Source organism: Azospirillum sp. TSH64 (assembly GCF_003116035.1).
GTDB lineage: Bacteria > Pseudomonadota > Alphaproteobacteria > Azospirillales > Azospirillaceae > Azospirillum.
Genome location: NZ_LGQW01000015.1, coordinates 5,101,874 through 5,128,201, shown reverse-complemented (window position 1 = coordinate 5,128,201; position 26,328 = coordinate 5,101,874). Strand labels below are relative to the sequence as shown.

Below are 26,328 nucleotides of genomic sequence, written 5' to 3'. Positions count from 1 at the left end.
TTGAGAGAGTTGTAGATGCGCATTCTGAAGATCGCTGCCGTCGCCGCCGTCGCCATGATGGCCGTTCCCGCCATTGCCCTCGCCGATGATTTCGAGGCGCTGTGCACGGCCACCGACAAGTCCGAGCCGACCGTCGCGTCGTGCAAGTGCGCGTCCGGCAAGCTGACGGGTGCCGACCGCACCACCGCCATCGAGGCGATGAAGGCGATGAACGCCGCCATGGCGTCCGGCAAGGCCGAAGAAGCCGCCGCGGCCACGCAGAAGCACAGCAAGGGCATCGAGATCGTGATGACCGCGCAGGCCACCTGCATGTAATCCGGTTCACGCCGTCTGCCTGTCGCCTACCGGTTGTCCGGGCCGTCCATCGGGCGGCCCGTTCCGTTCCAGCGTCTTGCACATCGTCCGAAAATCCCCGCCGGCTTCGCCGTCCAGGGCGGCCCCCCTTGCCATTGCGCCGGCCGCATGCCAGGAACGGATCCGTCAGCCAATGACGTGAAGGGGATCCCCGATGCCGCCGCTCTCCGCCAAGCCCGCCGCCAAGGCGGCAGCGCCCAAATCCGCCGCCGGCTCGCTGGCCGGCTTCTGTCCCTGGGCGGGGGAAGAGGGGGGGCGGGTCTATCTCCGTCCGGTCGGGCTGATGCCCATCGCCGCCTGGGCCAAGGGAGCGGCGGTGCCGCTGGCCGGCGGGCGCTTCGCCTTCTCCACCGCCGAACTGATCGTCCGCGATGGCCTGCACCATGGGGCTTCCCGCATCGACCGCGCCTTCGCGCCGCTGTCGGAGATCATGGCCTGGGGCTGGGAGCGCTCGCGTGCGGTGGCGGAGGCGCTGGACCGCCAGCTCGGCGCCCTGACCCGCGCCCGCGCGCCCTTCGCCGGGCTGTCGCCCGACCGGCCGCAAATCATGGGCATCGTCAATGTCACGCCGGACAGCTTCTCCGACGGCGGCGACTTCCTCGACCCCGGCGCTGCCATCGCCCATGGCGAGGCGATGCTGGCGGCCGGCGCCGACATCCTCGACATCGGCGGCGAGTCCACCCGTCCCGGCGCCGTCCCGGTCCCGCCGGAGGAGGAGGAGCGGCGCGTCCTGCCGGTCATCCGCCATTTCGCCGAGAAGGGGGCGACCGTCTCGGTCGACACCCGCCACGCCCGCGTGATGGAGTCCGCCGCCACGGCCGGCGCCCGCATCGTCAACGACATCGCCGGCCTGTCCGACCCGGACGCGCTGCCGGTGGTGGCCCGCACCGCGACGCCGGTGGTGGTGATGCACATGCAGGGCGACCCCGGCACCATGCAGGCCAACCCGACCTACCGCGACGCAGCACTCGACGTGTTCGACTGGCTGGAGGAGCGGGTCGCCCGCTGTGTGGCGGCCGGCGTGGCCCCGGAGCGCATCGCCGTCGATCCCGGCATCGGCTTCGGCAAGAAGACGGAGCACAATCTGGAGATCCTGCGCCACACCGCGCTCTATCATGCGCTGGGCTGCACGGTGCTGATCGGCCTGTCGCGCAAGGGCTTCATCGGCCGGCTGTCGCGCGAGGAGCCGCCGAAGGAGCGGCTGGCCGGCTCGCTCGCCGCCGGGCTGGAGACGCTGAACCAGGGCGCGCAGATTCTGCGCGTCCACGACGTGGCCGAAACGGCGCAGGCCCGCGCCGTCTGGGAAGGGCTGCATCGGCACTGAGGACCGCCCCCGCCGGTCGGGGAAAAAGACGTTCCACCTGTAACCCTTTCGCGCAGCCGCCGATGGGGCCTTGACCCGGCCCGGCTGCCGCGCGAAGAAACATCCTTCGCTTGTACATCCGGGTCCGCGCCCCGACATGCGGGGCCTGGATACCGTTTCTGCACGAGGCTTTCATGACGCGACACCTGTTCGGCACCGACGGCATCCGTGGCACCGCCAACATCGACCCGATGACCGCCGAAACGGCCCTGCGCGTGGCGATGGCGACCGCGTTGCAGTTCCGCCGCGGCGACCACCGCCACCGGGTGGTGATCGGCAAGGACACCCGGCTGTCCGGCTATCTGCTGGAACCGGCGCTGACCGCCGGCTTCATCTCCATGGGGATGGACGTGGTGCTGGTCGGTCCGCTGCCGACCCCGGCCGTCGCCATGCTGACCCGCTCGCTCCGCGCCGACATGGGCGTCGTGATCTCCGCCTCGCACAACCCCTATCAGGACAACGGCATCAAGCTGTTCGGCCCCGACGGCTACAAGCTGTCGGACGAGGTGGAGGCCGCCATCGAGGCGCGCATGGCGCTGCCCTTCGCCCCCGACCTCGCCCGGCCCGCCGATCTCGGCCGCGCCAGCCGGATGGAGGACGCCACCGGCCGCTACATCGAATATGTGAAGAACACCTTCCCGCGCGGCCTGCGGCTGGACGGGCTGAAGATCGTCGTCGATTGCGCCAACGGTGCCGCCTACAAGGTGGCGCCCAAGGTGCTGTACGAGCTGGGGGCCGACGTGATCCCGGTCGGCGTCAGCCCCGACGGCACCAACATCAACAAGGGCTGCGGCGCAACATCCACCCAGACCCTGCAGGAGCAGGTGGTCGCCCATGGCGCCCATTTGGGCGTGGCGCTGGACGGTGATGCCGACCGCCTGATCATGGTGGACGAGGCCGGGCGCCCGATCGACGGCGACCAGCTGATGACCCTGATCGCCACCTCCTGGGCGCGCTCGCAGACGCTGCGCGGCGGCGGCGTCGTCGCCACCGTGATGTCCAACCTGGGCATGGAGCGCCATCTCGGCGGGCTCGGCCTGCATCTGGCCCGCACGCCGGTCGGCGACCGCTACGTCGTCGAGATGATGCGCGAGCGCGGCTACAATGTCGGCGGCGAGCAGTCGGGCCATGTCGTGCTGTCCGACTACTCCACCACCGGCGACGGGCTGATCGCCGCCTTGCAGGTGCTGGCGGTGCTGATCCAGGCCGACGGCCGCTCGGCGAGCGAGGTCTGCCGCGTGTTCGATCCGGTCCCGCAGAAGCTGACCAACGTCCGCTTCACCGCCGGGACCAAGCCGCTGGAGGACGCCGTCGTCCAGCAGGCGATCAAGGAGGGCGAGGCGCGGCTGGCGTCGAGCGGCCGCCTCTTGATCCGCAAATCCGGCACCGAACCGCTCATCCGCGTGATGGCGGAGGGCGACGACGCGGCGCTGGTCGACAGCGTGGTCGCCGACATCGCCGGCACCATCCAGGCGAGCGCCGCCCGCAGCCTGGAGGCTGCGCAATGAGTGGAAGCACCATCAACGGCAGCACCATCAACGGCCGCGTGCTGATCGTCGCCGGGTCCGACTCCGGCGGCGGTGCCGGCATCCAGGCCGACATCAAGGCGGTCAGCGCGCTCGGCGCCTACGCCATGACCGCCATCGCTGCCCTGACGGCGCAGAACACCACCGGCGTCTATGGCGTGGTGCCGGTCGATCCGGCTTTCGTCGCCCTCCAGATGAAGCTGGTGCTGGAGGATATCGGCGCCGACGCGGTGAAGATCGGCATGCTCGCCAACGCCCCCGTCATCGAGGCGGTGGCGGCGGAGTATGAGGCGCGCGCGGTCAATGTGCCGCTGGTGCTCGATCCGGTGATGATCGCCAAGAGCGGCCATCACCTGCTCGACCCCGACGCGGTGCTGACCCTGCGCCGGCGCCTGCTGCCGCTGGCCGAGGTGGTGACGCCCAACCTGCCGGAGGCCGAGGCGCTGACCGACCTGCCGATCCGCGACCTCGACGACATGCGCCGCGCCGCCGAGCTGCTGCTCAGTTTCGGCCCGAAATCGGTGCTGCTGAAGGGCGGCCATCTGGAGGACGACACCCTCTACGACCTGCTGCTGACCGAGGAGGGCGAGACGGTCTTCCAGGGCAAGCGGGTGCACACCCCCCACACCCACGGCACCGGCTGCACCCTGTCCTCTGCCATCGCCGCCGGACTGGCCCAGGGCCTGAACACCCGCGACGCGGTTGCCCGCGCGCGGCGTTATGTCGAGACGGCGATCCTCACCGCCCCCGGCCTGGGCCACGGCCACGGCCCGCTCAACCACCTGCACACGGTGCGGGAGTTTTCGTAGGGAACGGAGCGGGTGCCCGGATCACGGCACCCGCTTCTTCTCCAGCTTGCGCGCCAGGGTGCGGCGGTGCATGCCGAGCCGCCTTGCGGTCTCGGAGATGTTGAAGTTCGTCTCCACCAGCGTCTCGTGGATGCGCTCCCACTCCAGATTCTTGATCGAGGTGGTGCGGACGGTGGGCGCGATGGAGGTGTCGCCCTCGGTGCGGTCGAAGGCCGCCTCAATGTCGTCGGTGTTGGACGGCTTCGCCAGATAATGGCAGGCGCCCAGCTTGATCGCCTCCACCGCCGTGGCGATGCTGGCGAAGCCGGTCAGCACGACGATGCGGGTCTCCTCGTCCGCCTCGTGCAGCTCCTTCACGCATTCCAGCCCCGATCCGGTGGCGAGCTTCAGGTCGACCACGGCATAGTCGGGATCCAGCGTCTGCAACAGCTCCCGCATCTCCTCCAGCCCGGCGCAGGCATGGACCTCATAGCCGCGGCGCTCGAAGGACCGGCGCAGCGCCTTGGCGAAGGACGCATCGTCCTCGACGATCAGCAGGGTGCGGAGGATCTCCTCCTCCAACTCAGTCGTCTCCATCGGAGCCTCCCGGCGACAGGGCGGACAGCGGCAGGGTCAGCGTCACGGTGGCGCCGCCGCCCGGCCGGTTCTTGGCCGACACCGTCCCGCCCAGCTTGCGCAGCACATTCATCACCAGGAACAGGCCGAGCCCGCTGCCCGGCCGCTTCTTGGTGGAGCGGTAGGGCTTGCCCAGCTCCTCCAGAATGGCGGGGTCGAAGCCTTGGCCGGCATCGTTGACCGCCACCACCAGATTGTCGCCCTGCCGCAGCGCCGCGACGCCGATCCAGCCCGGCGAGGCTTCCAGCGCATTGTCCAGCACGTTGAACAGCACCTGCTTCAGGGCGAGGTCGGCGATCATCCGTTCCTGCGGGCCGACCGTGTTGTCATAGTCGAAGCGCTTGGGCGACCGGCTGGACAGCCAGTCCTCGACCAGCCCGTCGAGGAAGCCCTTGACCGTCGTGCGCACCGTGCCCTCGCCGCGCGCCTCGCCCGACGACATCAGGATGCCGGACACGATGGTCTTGCAGCGGTCGATCTGGTTCTGCATCTCCGCCATCTCGTCGGCCAGATCGGGGTCGGAGGCCAGCGCCGGCATGCGGCGCCAGTCGTTGAGGATCACCGACAGGGTGGCGAGCGGCGTCCCCAGCTCATGCGCCGCACCCGACGCCAGCAGCCCCATGCGGACGATGTGCGCCTCTTCCATCGAGCGCTGGCGCAGCTCGGCCAGAAAGGCGTCGCGGGCGCGCAGGTTGCGGTTGATCTGGGTGAGGAAGGGGACCAGCAGGCTCGCCGCCAGCACGAAGCAGATGAACATGCCCTGGATGTGCAGGCTGAACAGCTCGCCCTCATAGGCGGGCGGCAGCGGCAGCGGCTGGTGGGTGCCGATCAGCCAGGTGAAGCCGGCGGTCGCCACCAGCACCAGCGCCCAGGCCGACCACGCCTCCAGCAGCACCGCCCCCAAAGCCACCTGGAGAAGATAGAGCGAGATGAAGGGGTTGGACGCGCCGCCGCTGAGATAGAGCTGCAAGGTCAGCGCCCAGACGTCGATCAGCAGCTCCAGGAACAGCTGGGTGTTGGAGACGTTGGAACTGCGGCGGATCTGGATCAGGCTGGCGATGTTCAGCGCGATCAGGACGAAGATCACCGCCGCCATCGGCAGCAGCGGCAGGCGGATTCCCATCTGCGCATGGACGATCAGGATCGTCACGATCTGCCCGACGACGGCAAGCCAACGCAGCTGGACGAGCAGGAACAGGTTTTTGCGGTCGGTGGTGTCGCGCACGAAAGACGTCCTGTTCCTCACCCGGTTCATCAGCCCACCGACTTATATAGAGAGTTACCGGCGGGCGGGGAGTTTTAGGTGGAGTTTTAGGACGCCTGTTTTCCGCTGCCTGTTTTCCGCTGAGTGTCTTCCTTCAGGCTCGCCGGCGCCGCATCTCGCTGCGGAGCACGAACAGGACGGCGCCGATCAGCATCAGGTCCAGCGCGAACCAGGTCAGCGCGTAGCCGAGATGGCTGTTGGGGAAGCTGACCACCGTCAACCCGCCGACCGGCCAGCCGCCGGGATTGCGGGTGTTGTCGGCGTCGATGAAGTAGGGCGCGGCCTGCTCCAGCCCCGTCGCGGCGGCGATGGCGGCCACGTCGCGGGAATACCAGCGGCCGGCGGCCGGGTCGTTGCTGCGCAGGAAGCCGCCCTTCGGCTCGGTGAGGCGCAGCAGGCCGGCGACCGTGACTTCGCCTTGCGGTTGCCCGTCGGCACGGGTCGCGGGATCGCGCTTGTCCGGCGGCACGAAGCCGCGGTTGACCAGAACGGTGAAGCCGCGGTCGGTGACCAGCGGCGTCATCACCCAGAAACCGCCGCCCAGGTCGCTGACCGCCTGCACCAGCGTCTCGCGGTCGTTCAGGAACCGCCCGGTGACGGCGACCCGGCGGTATTCGTCCGAGGCGGCGGTGACCGACGCCCACGCCTCCGGCCCCGGAGCCGGGACGGGGGAGGCATGGATGCGGGCGTCCACCCGCTCGATCAGGTCGAGCTTCCACACCCGGCGTTCGAGCTGCCAGATGCCGAGCGCGGTCAGGCCGGCGATGCCGGCGAGCGCCAGAAGGCCGAAGAGGGCCAGCGCCCAAGCCGGGCGGGCCCTCTTCACCGAAGAACCGCCCGCAGGGGGCGCGGACGGCAGTCCGGTCACGGCATCTTGCTCATGTCGTGGCCGGGCATCATGTTGGTGTTCAGGTGGTACATCACCCAAAGCGAACCGGCGAACATGATGACCACGACGATGATCGTGAAGATCATCGCCAGCATCGACCAGCCGCCTTCGACGCGGCCGTTCATGTGCAGGAAATACACCATGTGGACGATGATCTGGACGACGGCCAGCGCCAGGATCACGACCGTGGTGGTCGTGTTGTCCAGCGTGCCGTTCATCACCAGCCAGAACGGGATGACCGTCAGGATCACCGACAGGACGAAGCCGATCATATAGCTGCCGAAGGTGCCGTGGGCGCCCGCCGGGTGGCCGTGATCGTCATGGCCATGGCCGCCGTGTGCCCCATGGCTGCCGTGTCCGTGATCGGCGTGGTGGTCGCTGTGCGCGTGGGTGCTCATCGCAGCGCTCCCATCAGATAGACGAAGGTGAACACACCGATCCAGATGACGTCCAGGAAGTGCCAGAACATGCTGAGGCACATCAGGCGCCGGCGGTTGGCCGGGATCAGGCCGCGGCGGGCGACCTGGACCATCAGCGTCACCAGCCACACGCTGCCGAAGGTGACGTGCAGGCCGTGGGTGCCGACCAGCGTGAAGAAGGACGACAGGAAGGCGCTGCGCCACGGGCCGGCGCCCTCATGGATCATGTGCGCGAACTCGTACAGCTCGATGCCCAGGAAGGCGAGGCCGAACAGCAGCGTGACCGCCAGCCAGCCCTGGGTCTGGGCGGTGCGGCCCTTCTCCATCGCCAGCATGGCGAAGCCGTAGGTGATGGACGAGAACAGAAGCATGGAGGTGTTCAGCGCCACCAGCTTCAGGTCGAACAGCTCCTTCGGCGTCGGGCCGGCGGCGTAGCTGGTGCCCAGCACGCCGTAGGTCGCGAACAGCACCGCGAAGATGAGACAGTCGCTCATCAGGTAGATCCAGAAGCCGAGCGCGGTGCTGGCTCCCTCGTGGGCATGGTCGTCCGTCACATAAAAGACGGGCGGGGTGGCGCCGCGCGGGGTGTCGTGCCCCGCGTGGCCGCCATGCATGGCATCAACGGTCGTCGTCATGCTTTACACCTGTCCGGAGAGCAGACGGGTCCGCTCGCTCTCGGTCGCCACCACCTCATCCACGGGGATGTGGAAGTCGCGGTTGTAGTTGAAGGTATGGTTGATGGCGACCGCCAGCAGGCCGATGAAGCTCAGCGCCGCCAGCCACCAGATGTGCCAGATCAGACCGAAGCCGAGAGCCGTGCTGAGGCCGGCCAGGATGATGCCGGTGCCGGTGTTGCTCGGCATGTGGATCGGGCGGAAGCCCTCCAGCGGACGGGCATAACCGCGCTTCTTCATGTCCCACCAGGCATCGTTGTCATGGATGACCGGCGTGAAGGCGAAGTTGTAGTCCGGCGGCGGCGAGGAGGTCGCCCATTCCAGGGTGCGGCCTTCCCACGGGTCGCCGGTGACGTCGACGAGCTGCTTGCGCTTCAGGATGCTGACGGCGATCTGGATCAGGAAGGAGCCGATGCCGAGCGCGATCAGGACGGCGCCGAAGGCGGCGATCTGGAACCAGATCTGCAGCGACGGATCCTCGAACACGCGCAGGCGGCGGGTGACGCCCATCAGGCCCAGGACGTAGAGCGGCATGAAGGCGAAGTAGAAGCCGATGACCCAGAACCAGAAGGACATCTTGCCCCAGAACGGGTCGAGGCGGAAACCGAAGGCCTTCGGCCACCAGTAGTAGATGCCGGCGAACAGGCCGAACAGCACGCCGCCGATGATGACGTTGTGGAAGTGGGCGATCAGGAACAGGCTGTTGTGCAGGACGAAGTCGGCCGGCGGGACCGCCAGCAGAACGCCGGTCATGCCGCCGAGCACGAAGGTCAGCATGAAGGCGATGGTCCACATCATCGGCAGCTCGAACCGGATCCGGCCGCGGTACATGGTGAACAGCCAGTTGAAGATCTTCGCACCCGTCGGGATCGAGATGATCATCGTCGTGATGCCGAAGAACGAGTTCACGCTGGCGCCCGAACCCATGGTGAAGAAGTGGTGCAGCCACACCAGGTAGGACAGGATGGTGATGACGACGGTCGCGTAGACCATCGAGGTGTAGCCGAACAGCTTCTTGCCGGTGAAGGTGGAGGTCACTTCCGAGAAGATGCCGAAGCACGGCAGGATCAGGATGTAGACTTCCGGATGGCCCCAGATCCAGATCAGGTTCACGTACATCATGGGGTTGCCGCCCATGTCGTTCGTGAAGAAGTGCGTGCCGGCATAGCGGTCCAGCGACAGCAGGACCAGGACGGCGGTCAGGATCGGGAAGGAGGCGACGATCAGGACGTTGGTGCAGAGCGAGGTCCAGGTGAAGACCGGCATCTTCATCATGGTCATGCCGGGCGCGCGCATCTTCACGATCGTGCAGATCAGGTTGATGCCCGACAGCGTCGTTCCGACGCCCGCCACCTGCAAGGCCCAGATGTAATAGTCGACGCCGACGTCCGGGCTGGCCTCCAGCCCCGACAAAGGCGGATAGGCCAGCCAGCCGGTGCGCGCGAACTCGCCGATGAACAGCGAGGCCATGATCAGCACGGCGCCGCCGACGGTCATCCAGAAGCTGAAATTGTTCAGGAACGGGAAGGACACGTCACGCGCGCCGATCTGCAGCGGCACGACATAGTTCATCAGCCCCGTCACGAAGGGCATCGCGACGAAGAAGATCATGATCACACCGTGGGCGGTGAAGACCTGATCGAAGTGGTGCGAGTTGAGGTAGCCCTCGCTGCCGTTGAAGGCGATGGCCTGCTGGGCGCGCATCATGATGGCGTCGGCGAAGCCGCGCAGCAGCATGATCAGGCCCAGGATCATGTACATGATGCCGATGCGCTTGTGGTCGACGGTGGTGAACCACTCTTTCCACAGATAGCCCCACAGCTTGAAATAGCTGAGGGCGGCGACCAGCGCGATGCCGCCGAGCAGCACCGCGAAGAAGGTCGCGACGACGATGGGCTCGTGATAGGGGAAGGACTCCAGGCTGAGGCGCCCGAAGAGGAAGGTCGTCAGTGTCTCAAGCATGCCGGTTTGCCCAATCAGGGATTGGCCAGCCGCTGCGGCCCGGCCGGGGAGGCGGACGCGCTGATCGGCGTGACGGTGGGGCGCTGCACGGCGCCCGAATTTGCGGCGGCTTCAACGGCCTCGGCGACGGTGCACAGGCCGGTCGCCTGCGTGTCCGGGAAGCCGGCCAGCGTGTTGGCCCGCAGGATGGCGTCGGCAGCGGCCTTGCCGCCGGCGTTCAGCCCGCCCGCACGGTCGATGGCGGCCATGTCGCTCATGCACATGGTGCCGGGACGGACGCACATGTTCACGACGGCGTTGAACAGCTTCGGATCGACGGTGCCGAAATGCTGGACCGGAACCGCCTCGCTCGGCTTTTCCAGCGCCAGGTAGGCGTTGCGGTCGAGCGAGCCGCCGGCCGTCTTCACCTTGGACACCCAGCCGTCGAAATCCTGGTTCGACAGGCCGAGGAAGGCGAAGCGCATGTGCGAGAAGCCCGCACCGCTGTAGTTGGACGAGAAACCCTTGTAGGTCCCCGGCTCGTTGATCACGGCGTGGAGCTTCGTCTCCATGCCCGGCATGGTGTAGATCATGCCGGCCAGCGCCGGAACGTAGAACGAGTTCATCACCGTCGAGGCGGTGAGGCTGAAGCGGATCTGCCGGTCGACAGGGGCCGCCATCTCGTTCACGGACGCGATGCCGTATTCCGGATAGACGAACAGCCATTTCCAGTCGAGCGCCACCACCTGCACGTCCAGCGGCTTGGCGCCGGCCGGAACGGGCTTGTCCGCCGCGATGCGGTCGAGCGGACGGTAGGGATCGAGCTTGTGGGTGGTCACCCAGGTGATGGCACCGAGGCAGATGATGATCAGCAGCGGGGCGGCCCAGATCACCAGTTCAAGCTGCGTCGAATGGTCCCAGTCCGGTTCGTAGCGGGCTGTGTTATTCGACTGACGGTAACGCCAGGCGAACAGCACGGTAAGCGCCATGACCGGGACGATGATCAGGAGCATCAGCAGGGTTGAGATGACCACAAGGTCACCCTGCTGGCTTGCAACGTCGCCGGCCGGGTTCAGCACGACCAGGTTGCAGCCACTCAACGCCGCCATCACTGGCAGCAGGGCGATTGCGCGATAACGGCTCAAGGCAGGACCTGTATCAAAGGTTTGCTTTGGGCAGAGAGCTAGCCGCAATAGCCTAGCCCTGACATTGGACAATTTGTCCAATGCCTCACTCCTGCGCGCTTGACAGATCACCGACTGTTGCGGTGACATATTGTATGATCTGCGGATCATCGCAAGCGAAATTACGCAGCCGGAGCCGACATGATGACTTCATCGATTGCGGCCGTAGAACGGGACGGGAGGCTGGTGAACGCGCGGCATCACGGGATCAATCCCGGAGAGATTGCCATCGGCGTGATCATCGGCCGAACCTCCGAGTTTTTCGACTTTTTCGTTTATGCCATCGCTTCCGTGATCGTCTTCCCGAAGCTGGTGTTCCCCTATGTCGATCCGCTGACCGGGACGCTTTGGTCCTTTGCCATCTTCGCGCTGGCCTTCGTCGCGCGACCGATCGGCACCTTCATCTTCATGGCCATCGACGAGAATTACGGGCGCAGCGCCAAGCTGACCATCGCCCTGTTCCTGCTGGGCATCTCCACCGTGGCGCTGGCCTTCCTGCCGGGCTACGAGTCGATCGGCGTCGCCGCCGCATGGCTGCTGGCGCTGTCCCGCATCGGGCAGGGTGTCGCGCTGGGCGGCACCTGGGACGGCCTGGCCTCGCTTCTGGCGATGAACGCGCCGGAGAACAAGCGCGGCTGGTATGCCATGATCCCGCAGCTGGGCGCGCCCATCGGCCTTATCGTGGCGAGCGGCCTGTTCGCCTACATGGTCAACAGCCTGTCGGCGGAGGATTTCTTCGCCTGGGGCTGGCGCTATCCCTTCTTCGTCGCCTTCGCCATCAATGTGGTGGCCCTGTTCTCCCGCCTGCGGCTGGTCCAGACGCCGGAGTTCGAGCGTCTGTTCGTGAACCGTGAGTTGCAGCCGGCCCCGGTGGTGGAGACTCTGCAGGTGGAAGGCAAGCGGGTGGTGATCGGCGCCTTCGCCCCGCTGGCGAGCTTCGCCCTGTTCCATATGGTCACCGTCTTTCCGCTGTCCTGGATCTTCCTGAACGCCAACCAGGAGACCGGCGTCTTCCTGGTGATCGAGGTGATCGCCGCCGCCTTCGGCGTCGCGGCCATCGTCGCCTCGGGCTACATCGCCGACCGGGTCGGGCGGCGCACGCTGCTCGGCACCTGTGCCGCGGCGATTGCGGTGTTCAGCGGCTTCGCCCCGATGCTGCTCGACGGCGGCAAGATGGGCGAGCTGGTGTTCATGGTGCTGGGCTTCGTTATCCTCGGCCTGTCCTTCGGCCAGTCGTCGGGGTCGGTGGCGTCGGGCTTCAGCCAGCAATACCGCTATACCGGGTCGGCGATGACCTCCGATCTGGCCTGGCTGTTCGGCGCCGGCTTCGCGCCCTTCGTCGCCCTGTTCCTGTCCAGCCATTTCGGGCTGATCGCGTCCGGCCTCTATCTGCTGTCCGGTGCGGTCTGCACGCTGGTGGCCCTGAAGATCAACAAGACGCTGTCGTCCTGATCGCGACCCTGTTGTCCTGACGACGGAAAGACCGCCCGCCGCAGTCCTGCGGCGGGCGGTCTTCGTTTTGAGAGTCGGAAGCTATCGGTCAGCCCTGGGCGGATTGGCTTTGCGCCGGCCCCGTGGCGCTTTGGAACCGCAGGATCCTCGGCGTCCGCATATCCTCGCCGATGGAGGCGTCGCTGGCGGCACCGCGCATGGCGGAGACCGGGCGGGGGAAGCCGCTGCGGTCGCTGTAGTCCGGCACCGGCAGGCTGCGGTAATAGGCCTCCTCCCGGTGCAGCTTCTGGACGCAGACCACGTCGAGCGCCGTCGCCGCCATCACCGCGCCGAAGGCGATGCGGGCGTTGCCGGCGCGCGGATTGTTCTCCATCCCCGCCGCCAGCGTCGCCATGTCGACGGCGTCGCCGGCGATGCGGCTCCAGATCCAGGGCTTGGGATCGCCGAGCGCCAGCAGGCCGACGCCGGCGGTGATTTCCCGCACGCCATAGGCGCGGATCAGGTTGGTCTTGTCCTCCATCCCCATCCAGCGGGCGATGCTGCGGCCGGCCATCACTTCGGCGACGCCGAGGCCGATGCTGAACCAGCCCAGCCCGCGGGCGAGGTTGTCTCCGGCCGAGGAGCGGTCGTAAAGAGCCATGATGTCACCTCAGGGCTTGAGGACCACCTTGATGCAGCCGTCCCGCTTGTCGCGGAAGGTCTTGTACATCTCGGGGCCCTGGTCGAGCGGAACGGTGTGGGTGATGACGAAGGACGGGTCGATCTGCCCTTCCTGGATGCGGTTCAGCAGGTCGTCGGTCCAGCGGTTGACGTGGGTCTGGCCCATGCGCCAGGTCAGTCCCTTGTTCATCGCCATGCCGAAGGGCATCTTGTCGACCAGCCCGCCATAGACGCCGGGGATCGACAGGGTGCCGGCAGGGCGGCAGACATAGATCATCTCGCGCAGCACATGGGCGCGGTCCGATTCCAGCATCAGCGCCTGCTTGGCCCGGTCGTACATCGAATCGAGCGTGGCGGTGGCGTGCGCCTCCATGCCGACGGCGTCGATGCATTTCTCCGGACCCTTGCCGCCGGTCAGCTCGTTCAGCCGCTCGACGACGCTTTCCTCTTGGAAATCGATGGTGATGGCGCCGCCGGCCTTGGCCATCGCCAGCCGTTCCGGCACGCAATCGATGGCGATCACTTGGCGGGCGCCGAGCAGGATGGCGCTGCGGATCGTCATCTGCCCGACCGGGCCGCAGCCCCAGATCGCCACGGTGTCGGTCGGCTGGATGTCGCACTGGGCGGCGGCCTGCCAGCCGGTGGGGAAGATGTCGCCCAGGAACAGCACCTGTTCGTCGGTCAGCCCGCCGGGGATCTTGATGTGGGTGCGGTCGGCCATCGGCACCCGCACATATTCGGCCTGCCCGCCGGCATAGCCGCCGGTCAGGTGGGTGTAGCCGAACAGCCCGGCGGTGGTGTGGCCGAAGACCTTGTCGGCCAGCGCCTTGTTGCGGTTGGAGCGCTCGCAGACCGAATAGTTGCCTCGGCGGCACTGGTCGCACTCGCCGCACCAGATGGTGAAGGGAACCACCACCCGCTCGCCGACCTTCAAAGCGCTCTTGGCCTCGGCACCCACCTCCATCACCTCGCCCATGAATTCATGGCCGACGATGTCGCCCTTCTCCATGCCCGGCATGACATTGTCGTGCAGGTGAAGGTCGGAGCCGCAGATGGCGCAGGTCGTCACCTTGACGATGGCGTCGCGCGGATGCTCGATCTCCGGATCGGGAACCGTGTCGCAGCGGATGTCGTTGGCGCCGTGCCAGACCAGTGCTCTCATCGAAGTCTTCCCTTTTCGGCCACCTCGTTGGTAGCCAGGGCAACAGGGCCTTCCGACGGAGCGTTCCGCCCCCGGAAGGCCCCTGGCCTTCAGGGGAGCGTCAAAGGATCAGTGCCTTTTCGCGCGCGACATTGCCGGACATGATGGCGGTCTGCCCGTCGTCCAGGCTGCTGCGCAGGGCGGGGAAGTCGATCTCCTCCTCCTGCCGGATGTGGCCGTCGACGATGCGCTTCAGGTCGAGCGCCACGGCGAGCCAGCGCGGGTCGTCCTTCGGCGTCTGCTCCAGCGTGAAGAGGTGCATCTTCATCTCGGCATGCTCGCCGTAGAGATGCTTGGCGTCCTCCTCCTTGCGGGCCTCCTCGTGCAGCAGCGGATAGACGACGTCCTCCTCCGCCATGGCATGGGCGGCAAGCCGGCGCTTCAGCCGCAGCAGCAGCTGGGTGCGGCGGCCCGGCGCGTCGATGGGGGTCTGCACGATCTCGACCAGCAGGGCCTGGATGTGACGATGGTCGTCGATCAGCGCGTCGATGCCGTCGCGCCCGGCGGCATGGCGGGCGGTGCCGGCCAGCTGCGCCACCACCGGCGGCAGCAGCCGGCTCGCCACCAGGGCCAGCGCCGCGCCGCCGGCCATCATCGCCAGCCCGCGCGGCGACAGCCAGCCCGTGCCGTCGCGATGCGGGTAATCCGATCCTGAGTAACGTGCCATGACGGGACTCCTTCCTGCCGGTTGGGTCATCTCGCCCACCAACAGGCGCGCGAGCCCCGGCGTTCCGGCGACCCGTCGGGAGGTGATATCCCTCAGGACCGCCGGGCCGCCCCCGATGCATCCGGCGACGGTTCGCCCGGCGCATCGGCGGTCGTCACCAGCAGGTGGAGAAGCATCAGGGCGGTGAAGAACAGGTAGGATTGCAGGATGTTGTAGGAGGTGTCGGCCAGCTCGCTCAGGGGATGGAAGAAGTCGTTGCTCAGGATCGCGAAGCCGGCGCCCAGCATCAGCAGCCGGCCCAGGTTCCGGCGCCGGTCGCCGCTGGTCCGTTCCATCGCCGCCCGGTCGATCAGCACGAACAGCAGATAGGCGCAGACCGGCAGCAGGACGCCATAATGCGGGACCCAGGCGATGGGCGTGCCGATGGTGAAGCAGGTGCCGGCCACCAGGAAGGACGCGATCGGCTGCCGCCCGCCATTCCTGATCCGCCAGAGCAGGCCGAACAGGACGAAGGCCACGCCGGAAACCAGGGTCGCGATGTGGACCAGCGGGTGGTAGGGGGCGAAGGCGCTGCCCCGCCATTCGGTGTCGCCGTTGGTGGTCGACATCAGGTTGGGGCCGTTGTGCAGCAGCCGGTGCAGCAGCCCGTTGACGGTCTGGTTGGAGTAGTAGCTTTCGCCATGCTGGCCCAGGAAGGACAGCACGTCGAGGTAATGCAGCGACGGCCCGAAGCCGTAGAGCGCGCAGGCGGCGGCGAAGCCGGGAAGCACAACGGCGGCCCAGCCGACGGCGAACCCCCATTCCCGCCGCAACAGCGCCCAGACCAGGAACAGCGACATCTGCGGCTTGATCAGCGTCGAGGCGCCGAGCAGCACGCCGGCCAGCACCCGCCGGTCGCGCAGGGTGAACAGGGTGGCGAAGACGAAGGCGGCGTTCAGCCAGACCTGGATCTGGCCGACGGCGAAGGCCTTGACCACCGGATAGAAGCACAGCGCCGCCACCGCCCCCAGGGCGGCAAGCGTCAGCCGGCTGACGCCGCCGCGCATCGCCCGGTCGAAGCCCATGCGCTCCGCCAGCTCCCGCATCAGCAGCGCCATGCCGCCGGCGGTGGCGACCACCATCAGCAGGTTGATCAGCGCATAGATGCGCAGATGCAGCAGCCCGACCGCCGACAGCGCCTCCATCACCAGCAGCGAAGTCAGCGGATACTGGAACTTCACATGCTGGGTGAAGAAGACGGCGTCATAGACATTCTCCTTCCCATGCTCGCGCAGCCAGGTGAAGGCCGTCATCATGGGTTCCCAGCTGTCGAGCGGAAGCCGTTCCGGCGACCGGCCCGCCACCAGCAGCAGGACATCCCAAACCGTGGTGTCGCCGGTCCCGCCGTCCAGATAGGGGCGGAAGACGACACCGAGCAACGTGTCGGCACACAGCACGAACAGGAATGCCACCGACACCGTCCAGGCGGCGAAGCGGTCCCTGACCAGAACATTGGCGGCCAGGACATCGGCCGCACCGGTCCTGCTGCCGCCCAGCGGTCCTTCCAGCGTTCCTTCCGCCGCGCGCACGAAATCCTTCGATCTCATCGACGACCACTCCCTGGCATTTGTCCCGGCTTCAACCGCCGGCAGGTCGGCGAAACTATGCCAGAGCAGTGCGTGTGGGGAATGTGCCCCACCCGTGCCGGACCGGAGTAATGCCATTAAGCGCCGGGCACCCGCAGCGGTAGCCGACTACCCCGCCGCGACGGCTGCCGGCGCGTTCGGACGAAGAAGGGCGGCGTGGAAAATGTCGGGGCTGTGGCTGCCCGGACCGGCTGCCACCGGCTGTCGGCGATTCAAAGTCGTGGCGCCGGCAACCCACCGTTGTCGAACGCATGGACGTTATGCGTTTTCGGAATCCCTTGTTTTACCTTGGCTTATTGTTCTGGGGGTGCGGAATATTCTAATGTCAGGCTACCCCCAATTTCGGGTTCGGCCGGATGCCGCCCCGACAGAGACCAGCTTCAGGCCCCCGGTGACCCGACGGTGATGGCGTCCTCTCACATAATCGTCGGTGGCGCCACGTGGTTCTACCTGTCGAGCCGGTACGGGATGACCTTCGACGCGGTCGCCTTCGGGGCGGCGATTCTGGGGGCGCTCGCCCCGGACATCGACCATCCGAAATCGACGCTCGGCCAGCTGGTCAAGCCGCTCTCCACCGCGATTTCCAACATCTTCGGCCATCGCGGCGTCACCCATTCCGCGCTGGCCATCGCCGGCTGCCTGTGGGTCCTGCACGAACATGCGGCCTATCAGCATGTTCTGATCCCATTCATCGTCGGCTACCTCACCCATCTGGCAGGCGACCTGCTGACGCCGGCCGGCCTGCCGCTGCTGTGGCCGATCAAGCGGCGGCGCAACTTCGCCCTGCCCATTCTGAAAACCGGCGGTTTTTCCGAACAACTGGCGGTGACGCTGATGGCGGGCTGGATGATCTCCGGCCTGTTCTCCGGCGGCTGGCCGGAGTTCCCGCTGCAAAGGCCCTGGCGCTCGGTCGTGGCCGCGGCCCAGACCTACCTGGGCGAGGGCGGCGTGGAGAAGGCCGCTCCCCCGCTGCCTGTGCGCAAGCCGCCGGAAACCAGCCGGACCAAGCCGCTGAAGGGCTGACTCCCGGCCGTTCGGGCGTTCGCGCCGGCATCCCGTCGAATTTTCCGAAGCGAACCCGAAAATCCAGACGGATTGTCGGAAATGGAGCCGCATGGCCGAATTTTATTCCGTAAAAATGGAATTGCCGAAAATTTGCCTCGCAAAACAGGCTGGATGTTCTGACATTTAGCCGCAGAACCCATTATATATTCTGCGTATAAGCTAAAAATCGGAACTTTATTCGGCATAATCGATAAAATACCAGATGGAAAGGATCCTAGAAAATCGGTTAGCCTGACAGGCGTTGGACCGGCTTTCCTGACTGCCGGACCCGGGCTTTCCAAAGCCGCCCCGAGCCCCCCGACCAGAGCCAGCCACGCGATGAACCAGATGACCGACCCGAGCGTTGCCCCCGCTTCCGAGCCGTCCCTCTCCAGCGGAGCCGGCCCCTTCGCCGCCTTCGCCCCCGTCGTTCGTCCGGTGGGGCCGTTGCGCCAGGCGATCACCGCCGCCTACCGCCGGCCGGAGCCGGACTGCGTGGCGTGGCTGGTCGATCAGGCGGCGCTGCCGGCCGAGGTGACCGATGCGGCGGCCCAGACCGCGCGCACGCTGATCGCGGCGCTGCGCGCCAAGCCGCAGGGGCGCGGGGTGGAGGGGCTGATCCACGAATACAGCCTGTCGAGCCAGGAGGGTGTCGCGCTGATGTGCCTGGCGGAGGCGCTGTTGCGCATTCCCGACCGCGCCACCCGCGACGCGCTGATCCGCGACAAGATCGCCGGCGGCGACTGGCGCGCCCATCTCGGCAACAGCCCGTCGCTGTTCGTCAACGCCGCGACCTGGGGGCTGCTGGTCACCGGCAAGGTCACGGGCGTGCTGGGCGCCGGCTTCGGCGGCGAACAGGCGCTGTCGTCGGCGCTGACCAAGCTGATCCTGCGCGGCGGCGAGCCACTGATCCGCCGCGGCGTCGATTTCGCCATGCGCATGATGGGCGAGCAGTTCGTCACCGGCCAGACCATCGACGAGGCGCTCTCCAACAGCCGCAAGATGGAAGCCGAGGGTTTCCGCTATTCCTACGACATGCTGGGGGAGGCGGCGACCACCGCCGCCGACGCCGACCGCTATTACGCCGATTATGAAAAGGCCATCCACGCCATCGGCAAGGCGTCGGCCGGGCGCGGCATCTATGACGGCCCCGGCATCTCGATCAAGCTGTCGGCCCTGCACCCGCGCTATTCCCGGTCCCAGGCCGACCGTGTCATGGCGGAGCTGCTGCCGCGCGTCGCCGAGCTGGCCCGGCTGGCCCGCAGCTACGACATCGGCCTCAACATCGACGCCGAGGAGGCCGACCGGCTGGAACTGTCGCTCGACCTGCTGGAAGCGCTGTGCTTCGACCCGGATCTGAAGGGCTGGGACGGCATCGGCTTCGTCGTCCAGGCCTATGGCAAGCGCTGTCCCTATGTCATCGACTTCGTCGTCGATCTGGCCCGGCGCAGTGGCCACCGGCTGATGGTGCGTCTGGTCAAGGGCGCCTATTGGGACAGCGAGATCAAGCGCGCCCAGGTCGACGGGCTGGAGGATTTCCCGGTCTACACCCGCAAGCTGCACACCGACGTCTCCTATGTCGCCTGCGCCCGCCGGCTGCTGGGCGCCCCAGACGCGGTGTTCCCGCAGTTCGCCACCCACAACGCCCAGACGCTGGCGACCATCTACCAGATGGCCGCCCACCTGAACGGCGCCTTCAAGGTCGGCCAGTACGAGTTCCAGTGCCTGCACGGCATGGGCGAGCCGCTCTACAAGGAGGTGGTCGGCCCACTGAAGCGGCCCTGCCGCGTCTATGCCCCGGTCGGCACCCATGAGACGCTGCTGGCCTATCTGGTCCGCCGCCTGCTGGAGAACGGCGCCAACAGCTCCTTCGTCAACCGCATCGCCGACAAGAGCGTGTCGATCGACGATCTGGTCGCCGATCCGGTGGCGATTGCCCGCGCAGCCTTGCCGGTGGGCGCCAAGAACCCGCTGATCTCCTTGCCGGCCGATCTCTACGGCACCGAGCGGGCGAACTCCGCCGGCCTCGACCTGTCGAACGAGACGGTCCTGGCCGACCTGTCCGCCGCCCTGCGCGACAGCGCCGCCGTCGCCTGGACCGCCGCCCCGCTGCTGGCGGACGGTGAGCGCAGCGGAACCGCTCAGCCGGTGCTGAACCCGGCCGACCACCGCGATGTCGTCGGGCAGTGCATCGAGGCCGGCCCCACCGACATCGCCGACGCCTTCCTGTTCGCCGAGGCCGCCGCTCCGGTCTGGGCCGCCACCCCGCCTGCCGAGCGCGCCGCCTGCCTGTTCCGCGCTGCCGACGCGATGCAGGCGCGCCTGCCGACCCTGCTCGGCCTGATCATCCGCGAGGCCGGAAAGTCCGCCGCCAACGCCATCGCCGAGGTGCGCGAGGCCATCGACTTCCTGCGCTATTACGGCGCCCAGGTCCGCGACGGCTTCGCCAACGACACCCATCTGCCGCTGGGGCCGGTGGTTTGCATCAGCCCGTGGAACTTCCCGCTCGCCATCTTCTCCGGTCAGGTCGCCGCGGCGCTCGCCGCCGGCAACCCGGTGCTGGCCAAGCCGGCGGAGGAAACCCCGCTGGTCGCGGCGGAGGCCGTGCGCCTCCTGCGCGCCGCCGGCATTCCCGCCGGCGCGGTCCAGCTCCTGCCCGGTGCGGGCGAAGTCGGCGCCGCCCTGGTCGGCCATGCCGGCACCCGTGCGGTGATGTTCACCGGCTCCACCGAGGTGGCCCGCCTGATCCAGCGCCAGCTGGCCGGGCGCCTGTCGCCCCAAGGGGAGGGGCAGGGGGCGCCGATCCCGCTGATCGCCGAGACCGGCGGCCAGAATGCCATGATCGTCGACAGCTCCGCCCTGGCGGAACAGGTGGTCGGCGACGTGATCGCCTCTGCCTTCGACAGTGCCGGCCAGCGCTGCTCGGCGCTCCGCATCCTCTGCCTGCAGGAGGATGTCGCCGACCGCACCCTGACCATGCTGAAGGGCGCGATGCGCGAGCTGCGCGTCGGCAGCCCCGACCGGCTGGCCGTCGATGTCGGCCCGGTCATCACGGCGGAGGCGCGCGACGGCATCGTCCGCCACATCGAGGCGATGAAGGCCAAGGGCCGCCGGGTCGAATCGCTGCCGTTGCCGGCGGAGACCGCCGAGGGCACCTTCATCGCGCCGACCATCATCGAGATCGACGCCATCGCCGACCTGGAGCGCGAGGTGTTCGGCCCGGTCCTGCACGTCCTGCGCTTCCGCCGCGACGATCTGGACCGGCTGGTCGACGCCATCAACGGCACCGGCTATGGCCTGACCTTCGGCCTGCACACCCGCATCGACGCCACCATCGAGCGGGTGACGAGCCGGATCGAGGCCGGCAACCTGTACGTCAACCGCAACACCATCGGTGCGGTGGTCGGCGTACAGCCCTTCGGCGGCCATGGCCTGTCCGGCACCGGCCCGAAGGCCGGTGGCCCGCTGTACCTGTCGCGCCTGCTGTCCGTACGTCCGGCGTTGGGGCCGGCGCTGGATCTCGGCATGCGCGGCGACGACGCCGTACGTGCGCTGGCCCATGCGCTGGCCGACTGGCTCGCCGGCCGGGGCAAGGCGGAGATCGCCACCGACGTCCGGTCGCTGGCCAAGCGGTCCCTCGTCGGCGGCAGCGTCGAACTGGCCGGTCCGGTGGGTGAGAGCAACCTCTACAGCCTGATCCCGCGCGGCCGCATCCTGCTGCTGCCGCAGACCGAGGACGGGCTGTACCGTCTGCTGGGGGCGGCACTCGCCGCCGGCAACGAGGCGGTGGTCGATGGCGACGGCGCCGTCACCTCCGGCCTGGCGGATCTGCCGCCGGAACTGGCCGCCCGTGTCCGGGTGAGCGCGAACTGGACCGGCTTCGGACCGCTGGCCGGTGCGCTGGTGGAGGGCGATTCCACCCGCCTGCTGGCCGCCAACCGGCGCATCGCCGAATTGCCCGGCCCCCTCGTCCCGACCCAGGGCGTTCCGGCCGGCGGCGCAGGCGTGGAGATCGCCTGGCTGATGAACGAGCGCTCGCTCAGCGTCAACACCACCGCCGCAGGCGGCAACGCCAGCCTCGTGGCGATGAGCTAAGAGCGGGAGGGGGCTGCCCCCTCTCTCCCTTGGGGAGAGGGGGTGTCTGCAAGAGCCTCGCGCAACCGCTCTGCCGTTTCGGCGTCGGCCGGAAAAAACGCCTCGATCGCCAGTTCGGACAGGGTCACGTCCACCGCCGTCCCGAAGACGGTCGTCGTGCTGAACAGGTTCAGCAGCCCGAAGGACGTGTGCAGCCGCAGCGGCACGACCACGTCGGGATGATGCCCGGCTTCGCTGCCGCCCCCGAGACCGGAGGCCGGAGCCGGGTAGCCCTGCAACTCGCTGCGCAGGGCGACCAGGACCGGGTCGGCGCCCGCCTCGATCTGGCGGGTCAGGCGGGACAGCACATGGTCGCGCCACTGCGTCCAGTTGCCGATGCGGCCGGCAAGCCCGTCGGGATGCAGGCTGAGGCGCAGGACATTGACCGGCCCGGCCAGCAGCTCCGCCGACACCCCTTCCAGCAGCGGCGCCACCGCCCGGTTCGCCGCCAGCAGGTGCCAATGCCGGTCCACCGCCAGCGCCGGGAAGGGCTCATGCCCGGTCAGCACCAGATCGACCGCCTTGCGTGCCGCCTGCATCGCCGGGCTGTCCAAACTGTGTTCGCTGTAGACCGGGGCGAAACCGGCGGCGACCAGCAGCGCGTTGCGCTCGCGCAAGGGCACGTCCAGCCGTTCGGCCAGATGGATCAGCATGCCACGGCTGGGCTGCGACCGGCCTGTCTCCAGAAAGCTGACATGCCGGGTCGAGATGTCCGCCTCGCAGGCGAGATCGAGCTGGCTCAGCCCCCGGCGCTGGCGCCAGGACCGCAACAGGGCGCCGACCGGCGGCGGGGCCGGAATCCTGCCGTTTCGGCCGGGTGTCTGCGGGATGTCCTGGGGCATGGGAGCTGGCTCCGAACCGGTGGTGCCGTCGATGGTTGCCGTCATCCGCGGGCGAAGGCCAGCAGTTCCGCGTTGAAGCGGTCGCGGTGGGTGATGAACAGGCCGTGCGGCGCTCCCTCGTAAAAGGACAGCCTGGCATTCGGCATCAGCGCCACCGTGCGCTCGGCGAGCGCCAGCGGCGTCGTCACGTCGCGGTCGCCATGGACGACCAGGGTCGGCACGGCAATGGCCGGCAGCTCCGCCCGGAAATCGGCCGCGGTGATGGCGCGGTTGCACTCCAGCAGGGCCATCAGCGAGGATTGAAGCGCCATGCCGACGATCCACCCCTTCATCTCCGCCGAGGTTTCCGCGTTTACGAAAGGATCGACGTTGTCGCCGAGCCATTTCGGGAAGTCGCGCAGCAGCTGTTCCGTCCGGAAGGCTTCGAACAGCGCCGGATCGACCCCGTCGGGATTGTCGCCGGTCCGCGCCATCAGCGGCGTGATGGTCCCGACCATCACCACGCCCTTGACCCGCCCGGCGCCGTGGCGGGACAGGTAGCGCACGATCTCCCCTGTCGCCATCGAATGGCCGACCAGGGTCACGTCGCGCAAATCCAGCCCGTCGAGCAATGCCGCGATGTCGTCCGCCAGCCGGTCGAAGCCGTAGCCGGACGGTGATTCGTCCGACCGGCCGTGGCCGCGGCGGTCGAAGGCGATGCAGCGGCATCCCTGTTCGGACAGTGGCGCCATCTGATAGGCCCAGGCGTCGGAGGTCAGCGACCAGCTCGATACGAAGACGATGGTCCGCCCTCCCTTCCTGTTGCCCCAGTCGCGGTAGAACAGGCGCACGCCGTCGTCGGTGTTGATGACGCCCATGATGTTCATCCTCCCCTGCTGTCCGCCGGATCGTCCCGGCAACCCCAGGATTGCCCGGCGGAGGGAGCGGAATCGATTACCTGCCGGGTAATGAGGCACACGAACGTTCCTGCGGCGCGCGCATGCCTGCCATCACTGCCGCATTGCGGTACGCGGCTGCGCGATCCGGTTAAGGTCCTGAACCGTCACCGCTGCCGTTCGGATCCTCGATGCGCCTGATCTTCCTGCTCGGCCTTGCCGGCTTCGCCAGCGCCTTCTCGCTCCGCACCACCGATCCGATGCTGACGCTGATCGCCGACGATCTCGATGTGACGGTGCGGCAAGCGGCGCTGCTGGCCTCGGCCTACACGCTGCCCTATGCGCTGATGCAGATCGTGCTGGGGCCGGTGGGCGATTCCATCGGCAAGTCGCGGCTGGTCCGGCTGGCCCTGTCGGTGCTGACGGTCGGTCTGGTGCTGTCCACCATCGCGCCGAGCTATGGCACGGTGATGGCCGGGCGCATCCTGGCCGGCGCCTTTGCCGGCGGCATCATCCCGGCCTCCATGGCGCTGATCGGCGACCGGGTTCCCTATGAGGAGCGGCAGATCGCCATCAGCCGCTTCCTGTTGGCGGTCATCCTGGGACAGATGTCGGGTTCCGCCGTGTCGGGCGCGCTGGCCGAGGCCTTCGGCTGGCGCGCGGTGTTCGGCCTGTCCGCCGGCCTGACCGCGCTGATCTGTGCAGCAGCCCTCATCGGGCTGGCGCGCGAGGTCGAGACGCGCTCGCCCCTGTCGGTGGCCGACGCCCAGCGGCGCTACGCCACCGTGCTGACCAACCCGGCCTCGCTGTTCGTCTTCGCCACGGTGGCGGCGGAAGGGCTGCTGATCTTCGGCGTCTTCCCCTTCGTGGCACCGGTGCTGATCGAACATGGTGCGGCCGGCGCCTTCCAGGCCGGATTGACCATCGCCGCCTTCGCCATCGGTGGCGTCTTCTACAGCGCCGTGGTGCGGCGGCTGATCGCCTCGCTCGGCCAATGGGGCATGATGAAGGCCGGCGGTCTGGCGGCCGGTCTGGCCTATCTGGTCATCGCCTTCCCGGTGCCCTGGCCGGTGGTCAGCCTCGCCTTCCTGGTCGCCGGCTTCGGTTTCTACATGCTGCACAACACCATGCAGACCCAGGCGACGGAGCTGGCCCCCACCGCCCGCGGGTCGGCGCTGGCCCTGTTCGCGTCGAGCTTCTTCATCGGCCAGGGCATCGGCCCGGTGCTGTACGGCTATATTTCCTCCCACACCGGCTTTGCGCCGCTGTTCCTTGGCGTCGGCGCGCTGACCGCCGGGCTGGGCTTCGCCTCGGCCCAGCTGATCCGGCGGCGGTAGGCCGAGTTACAAACACGCCCGGATATAGAGCCGGTTCGCCTCCCACAGCTCGTCGAGGATGGCGGCTGCCGCCGTGCTGGAGTTGACGACGGGATCGATCAGCAGGGCCTGAAGCGCCAACTCCTTCGACCCGTGCAGCGCCGCCTCCACCGACAGTTGCTGCACGTTGGCCTGGACCGACAGCAGCTTCAGGATGCCGTCGGGCAAGCGGCCGAGCGACATCGGATGGACGCCGGCGGCATCGGCGATCACGGGCACCTCGACCGCCAGCTCGTCGGGCAGGCCGGGAATGACGCCGCGGTTGATGACGATGCCGCTTTCGATGAAGCGCTTCTGGTTGTGCAGCTGGCCGGCGATCACCGCCACCGCCCGCTCGCCCCAGGACGGCTTGGTCCAGTCGTCGGGGATCGGCCGGCTGCCGGCGATGACCCCGTCCATCAGGTCGCGCAGGATGACGCGGCCCTCTTCATCGTGGCGGAAGTCGAAGCCATGCTCCCCGGCCTCCCAGCCATAGGGCAGGAATTCGCCGGTGTGGTCGTCGCTGGGCGTCACCCACAGGCCGAAGGCGTGGAACAGGCGGCGCGCCAGCGGGGTGAAGGACGGGTCGTGCGTCGCCTCCCGTTCGCGCAGCAGGGGGTAGAGGTCGCGGCCCGTCGCCTTCTCTCGGATGGCGGTCAGCCATTGGAAATGGTTCAGCCCGGCGCCCCAGACATCGACCTCCTTCTCGGCCATGCCCAGGATCTGGCAGATGGACCAGCGCGCCAGGAAGATGCCGTGGCAGAGCCCCAGCGTCCGCACGCCCGTGCAGCGCGACAGCCCCAGCACGATGCGGCTTTCCGGGTTGGACAGGTTGATGAACAGCGCATCGGGGCAGATCGCCTCGACGTCGCGGGCGATGTCGACGATCAGCGGCAGGGTGCGCAGCGTGAAGAACAGCCCGCCGGGACCGCCATTCTCGCCCAGCGTGTGACGGATGCCGTGCTTCCTCGGCACCTCGAAATCCAGCCTCCACAGCCGGTTGCGGTCGATGGCGATGGCGCACAGCACGAAGCCGGCACCCTGGAGCGCCGCCTTGCGGTCGGTGGTCGTCTCGATGGTGAGGCCGGCATTCCCCCGCCGGTTCAGCACCCCGGCCAGCGCCGCCATGCGGTCGAGAGCCTCCGGGTTGGTATCGACCAGCGTCAGGGTGCTGCCGGCCAGTTCGGTGGTGGAGAACAGATCCTGGAACAGGCTGAGCCCGAAAGCGGCGCTGCCGGCGCCGATGAAGACGATCTTCGTGGTGTTGGGCATCTTGCGTTTCCTCCGTAAACGGAGCGGCTGGCCGCCGTCTTGTGGGATCAGGCTACGCCGTTCGGGCAGGTCCGCACAGTGCCTGTGTGCAACCGGCTCCGGCTGCGCCACCGCGTCGCGCCCGGACCGTTCGCATGCTTGTCCCATGGCGCACGGGCTCCCG

At 68.0% G+C, this 26,328-nt stretch carries 22 protein-coding genes; 8 read left to right on the top strand and 14 right to left on the bottom strand.

The genetic code is table 11. From position 1 onward, the window contains the following. Positions 1-15: 15 nt before the first annotated feature. The 4 genes from TSH64_RS24585 (at position 16) to thiD (ending at position 4,052) form a co-directional block, all read left to right on the top strand. The gene (locus tag TSH64_RS24585) at positions 16-315 is read left to right on the top strand and encodes a hypothetical protein (protein ID WP_109449048.1); all 300 of its coding nucleotides are present in this window, start codon (positions 16-18) and stop codon (positions 313-315) included. A 193-nt stretch (positions 316-508) separates the two neighbouring features. Continuing rightward, positions 509-1,678: a dihydropteroate synthase gene (gene folP / locus TSH64_RS24580; RefSeq protein ID WP_109449046.1), complete on the top strand. Its 1,170-nt coding sequence runs from the start codon at positions 509-511 to the stop codon at positions 1,676-1,678. Between the two features lie 173 nt (positions 1,679-1,851). Continuing rightward, complete coding sequence (glmM, locus tag TSH64_RS24575; protein WP_109449044.1) at positions 1,852-3,225, top strand: phosphoglucosamine mutase; 1,374 nt, start codon at positions 1,852-1,854, stop codon at positions 3,223-3,225. Further along, entirely contained in the window at positions 3,222-4,052 is an 831-nt protein-coding gene (gene thiD / locus TSH64_RS24570; RefSeq protein WP_109449042.1) for a bifunctional hydroxymethylpyrimidine kinase/phosphomethylpyrimidine kinase, read from the top strand. The genes glmM and thiD overlap by 4 nt, the downstream gene beginning before the upstream one ends. Positions 4,053-4,073: 21 nt before the next feature. Here thiD and TSH64_RS24565 read toward each other — a convergent pair whose 3' ends face one another. From TSH64_RS24565 to cyoA, 7 genes are all read right to left on the bottom strand, one after another. Then, a complete protein-coding gene (locus TSH64_RS24565) occupies positions 4,074-4,628 on the bottom strand; it encodes a response regulator transcription factor (RefSeq protein ID WP_109449040.1) in 555 nt (184 codons plus the stop codon). Continuing rightward, positions 4,615-5,892, bottom strand: coding sequence for an ATP-binding protein (locus TSH64_RS24560; RefSeq protein ID WP_247873128.1), 1,278 nt, complete (start codon positions 5,890-5,892; stop codon positions 4,615-4,617). Before TSH64_RS24560 ends, TSH64_RS24565 begins: the two co-directional genes overlap by 14 nt. Positions 5,893-6,025: 133 nt before the next feature. Further along, positions 6,026-6,757, bottom strand: a complete 732-nt coding sequence (locus tag TSH64_RS24555) for an SURF1 family protein (protein ID WP_247873127.1) — start codon at positions 6,755-6,757, stop codon at positions 6,026-6,028. A gap of 38 nt (positions 6,758-6,795) precedes the next feature. Beyond that, the gene (cyoD, locus tag TSH64_RS24550; RefSeq protein ID WP_109049436.1) at positions 6,796-7,218 is read right to left on the bottom strand and encodes a cytochrome o ubiquinol oxidase subunit IV; all 423 of its coding nucleotides are present in this window, start codon (positions 7,216-7,218) and stop codon (positions 6,796-6,798) included. Next, entirely contained in the window at positions 7,215-7,853 is a 639-nt protein-coding gene (gene cyoC / locus TSH64_RS24545; RefSeq protein ID WP_109453009.1) for a cytochrome o ubiquinol oxidase subunit III, read from the bottom strand. The genes cyoD and cyoC overlap by 4 nt, the downstream gene beginning before the upstream one ends. Before the next feature lie 24 nt (positions 7,854-7,877). Next, positions 7,878-9,875, bottom strand: a complete 1,998-nt coding sequence (cyoB, locus tag TSH64_RS24540; RefSeq protein ID WP_109449034.1) for a cytochrome o ubiquinol oxidase subunit I — start codon at positions 9,873-9,875, stop codon at positions 7,878-7,880. Between the two features lie 14 nt (positions 9,876-9,889). Beyond that, positions 9,890-10,999: a ubiquinol oxidase subunit II gene (cyoA, locus tag TSH64_RS24535; RefSeq protein ID WP_247873126.1), complete on the bottom strand. Its 1,110-nt coding sequence runs from the start codon at positions 10,997-10,999 to the stop codon at positions 9,890-9,892. A gap of 180 nt (positions 11,000-11,179) precedes the next feature. Here cyoA and TSH64_RS24530 point away from each other — a divergent pair, with 180 nt between their 5' ends. Further along, positions 11,180-12,490, top strand: coding sequence for an MFS transporter (locus TSH64_RS24530; RefSeq protein WP_109449030.1), 1,311 nt, complete (start codon positions 11,180-11,182; stop codon positions 12,488-12,490). A gap of 88 nt (positions 12,491-12,578) precedes the next feature. On the opposite strand, the gene TSH64_RS24525 is transcribed toward TSH64_RS24530, so the two are convergent. The 4 genes from TSH64_RS24525 to TSH64_RS24510 form a co-directional block, all read right to left on the bottom strand. Further along, a complete protein-coding gene (locus tag TSH64_RS24525; protein ID WP_109449028.1) occupies positions 12,579-13,130 on the bottom strand; it encodes a cyclase dehydrase in 552 nt (183 codons plus the stop codon). A 9-nt stretch (positions 13,131-13,139) separates the two neighbouring features. Beyond that, complete coding sequence (locus TSH64_RS24520) at positions 13,140-14,312, bottom strand: zinc-dependent alcohol dehydrogenase (protein ID WP_109449026.1); 1,173 nt, start codon at positions 14,310-14,312, stop codon at positions 13,140-13,142. A 100-nt stretch (positions 14,313-14,412) separates the two neighbouring features. Next, on the bottom strand, positions 14,413-15,018 hold the full coding sequence (locus TSH64_RS24515) for a hemerythrin domain-containing protein (protein WP_109449024.1): 606 nt from the start codon (positions 15,016-15,018) through the stop codon (positions 14,413-14,415). 92 nt (positions 15,019-15,110) lie between these two features. After that, complete coding sequence (locus tag TSH64_RS24510) at positions 15,111-16,604, bottom strand: glycosyltransferase family 87 protein (protein WP_109449022.1); 1,494 nt, start codon at positions 16,602-16,604, stop codon at positions 15,111-15,113. Between the two features lie 444 nt (positions 16,605-17,048). Here TSH64_RS24510 and TSH64_RS24505 point away from each other — a divergent pair, with 444 nt between their 5' ends. Together TSH64_RS24505 and putA are read left to right on the top strand one after the other, a co-directional pair. Continuing rightward, positions 17,049-17,666 carry a metal-dependent hydrolase gene (locus tag TSH64_RS24505; protein WP_109449020.1) on the top strand — a complete coding sequence of 206 codons (618 nt, stop codon included), beginning with the start codon at positions 17,049-17,051 and terminating at the stop codon, positions 17,664-17,666. 369 nt (positions 17,667-18,035) lie between these two features. Next, entirely contained in the window at positions 18,036-21,782 is a 3,747-nt protein-coding gene (putA, locus tag TSH64_RS24500) for a trifunctional transcriptional regulator/proline dehydrogenase/L-glutamate gamma-semialdehyde dehydrogenase (RefSeq protein ID WP_247873124.1), read from the top strand. On the opposite strand, the gene TSH64_RS24495 is transcribed toward putA, so the two are convergent. Both TSH64_RS24495 and TSH64_RS24490 read right to left on the bottom strand, forming a co-directional pair. Continuing rightward, entirely contained in the window at positions 21,779-22,663 is an 885-nt protein-coding gene (locus TSH64_RS24495) for a helix-turn-helix transcriptional regulator (protein ID WP_109453007.1), read from the bottom strand. The genes putA and TSH64_RS24495 overlap by 4 nt on opposite strands. 41 nt (positions 22,664-22,704) lie before the next feature. After that, positions 22,705-23,520, bottom strand: coding sequence for an alpha/beta hydrolase (locus tag TSH64_RS24490; protein ID WP_109453006.1), 816 nt, complete (start codon positions 23,518-23,520; stop codon positions 22,705-22,707). Positions 23,521-23,729: 209 nt separating this feature from the next. Here TSH64_RS24490 and TSH64_RS24485 point away from each other — a divergent pair, with 209 nt between their 5' ends. Beyond that, positions 23,730-24,875, top strand: a complete 1,146-nt coding sequence (locus tag TSH64_RS24485) for an MFS transporter (protein ID WP_109449016.1) — start codon at positions 23,730-23,732, stop codon at positions 24,873-24,875. A 6-nt stretch (positions 24,876-24,881) separates the two neighbouring features. Here the strand turns inward: TSH64_RS24485 and TSH64_RS24480 are convergent, their stop codons facing one another. After that, complete coding sequence (locus TSH64_RS24480; RefSeq protein WP_109449014.1) at positions 24,882-26,165, bottom strand: alpha-glucosidase/alpha-galactosidase; 1,284 nt, start codon at positions 26,163-26,165, stop codon at positions 24,882-24,884. Positions 26,166-26,328: the final 163 nt, after the last annotated feature.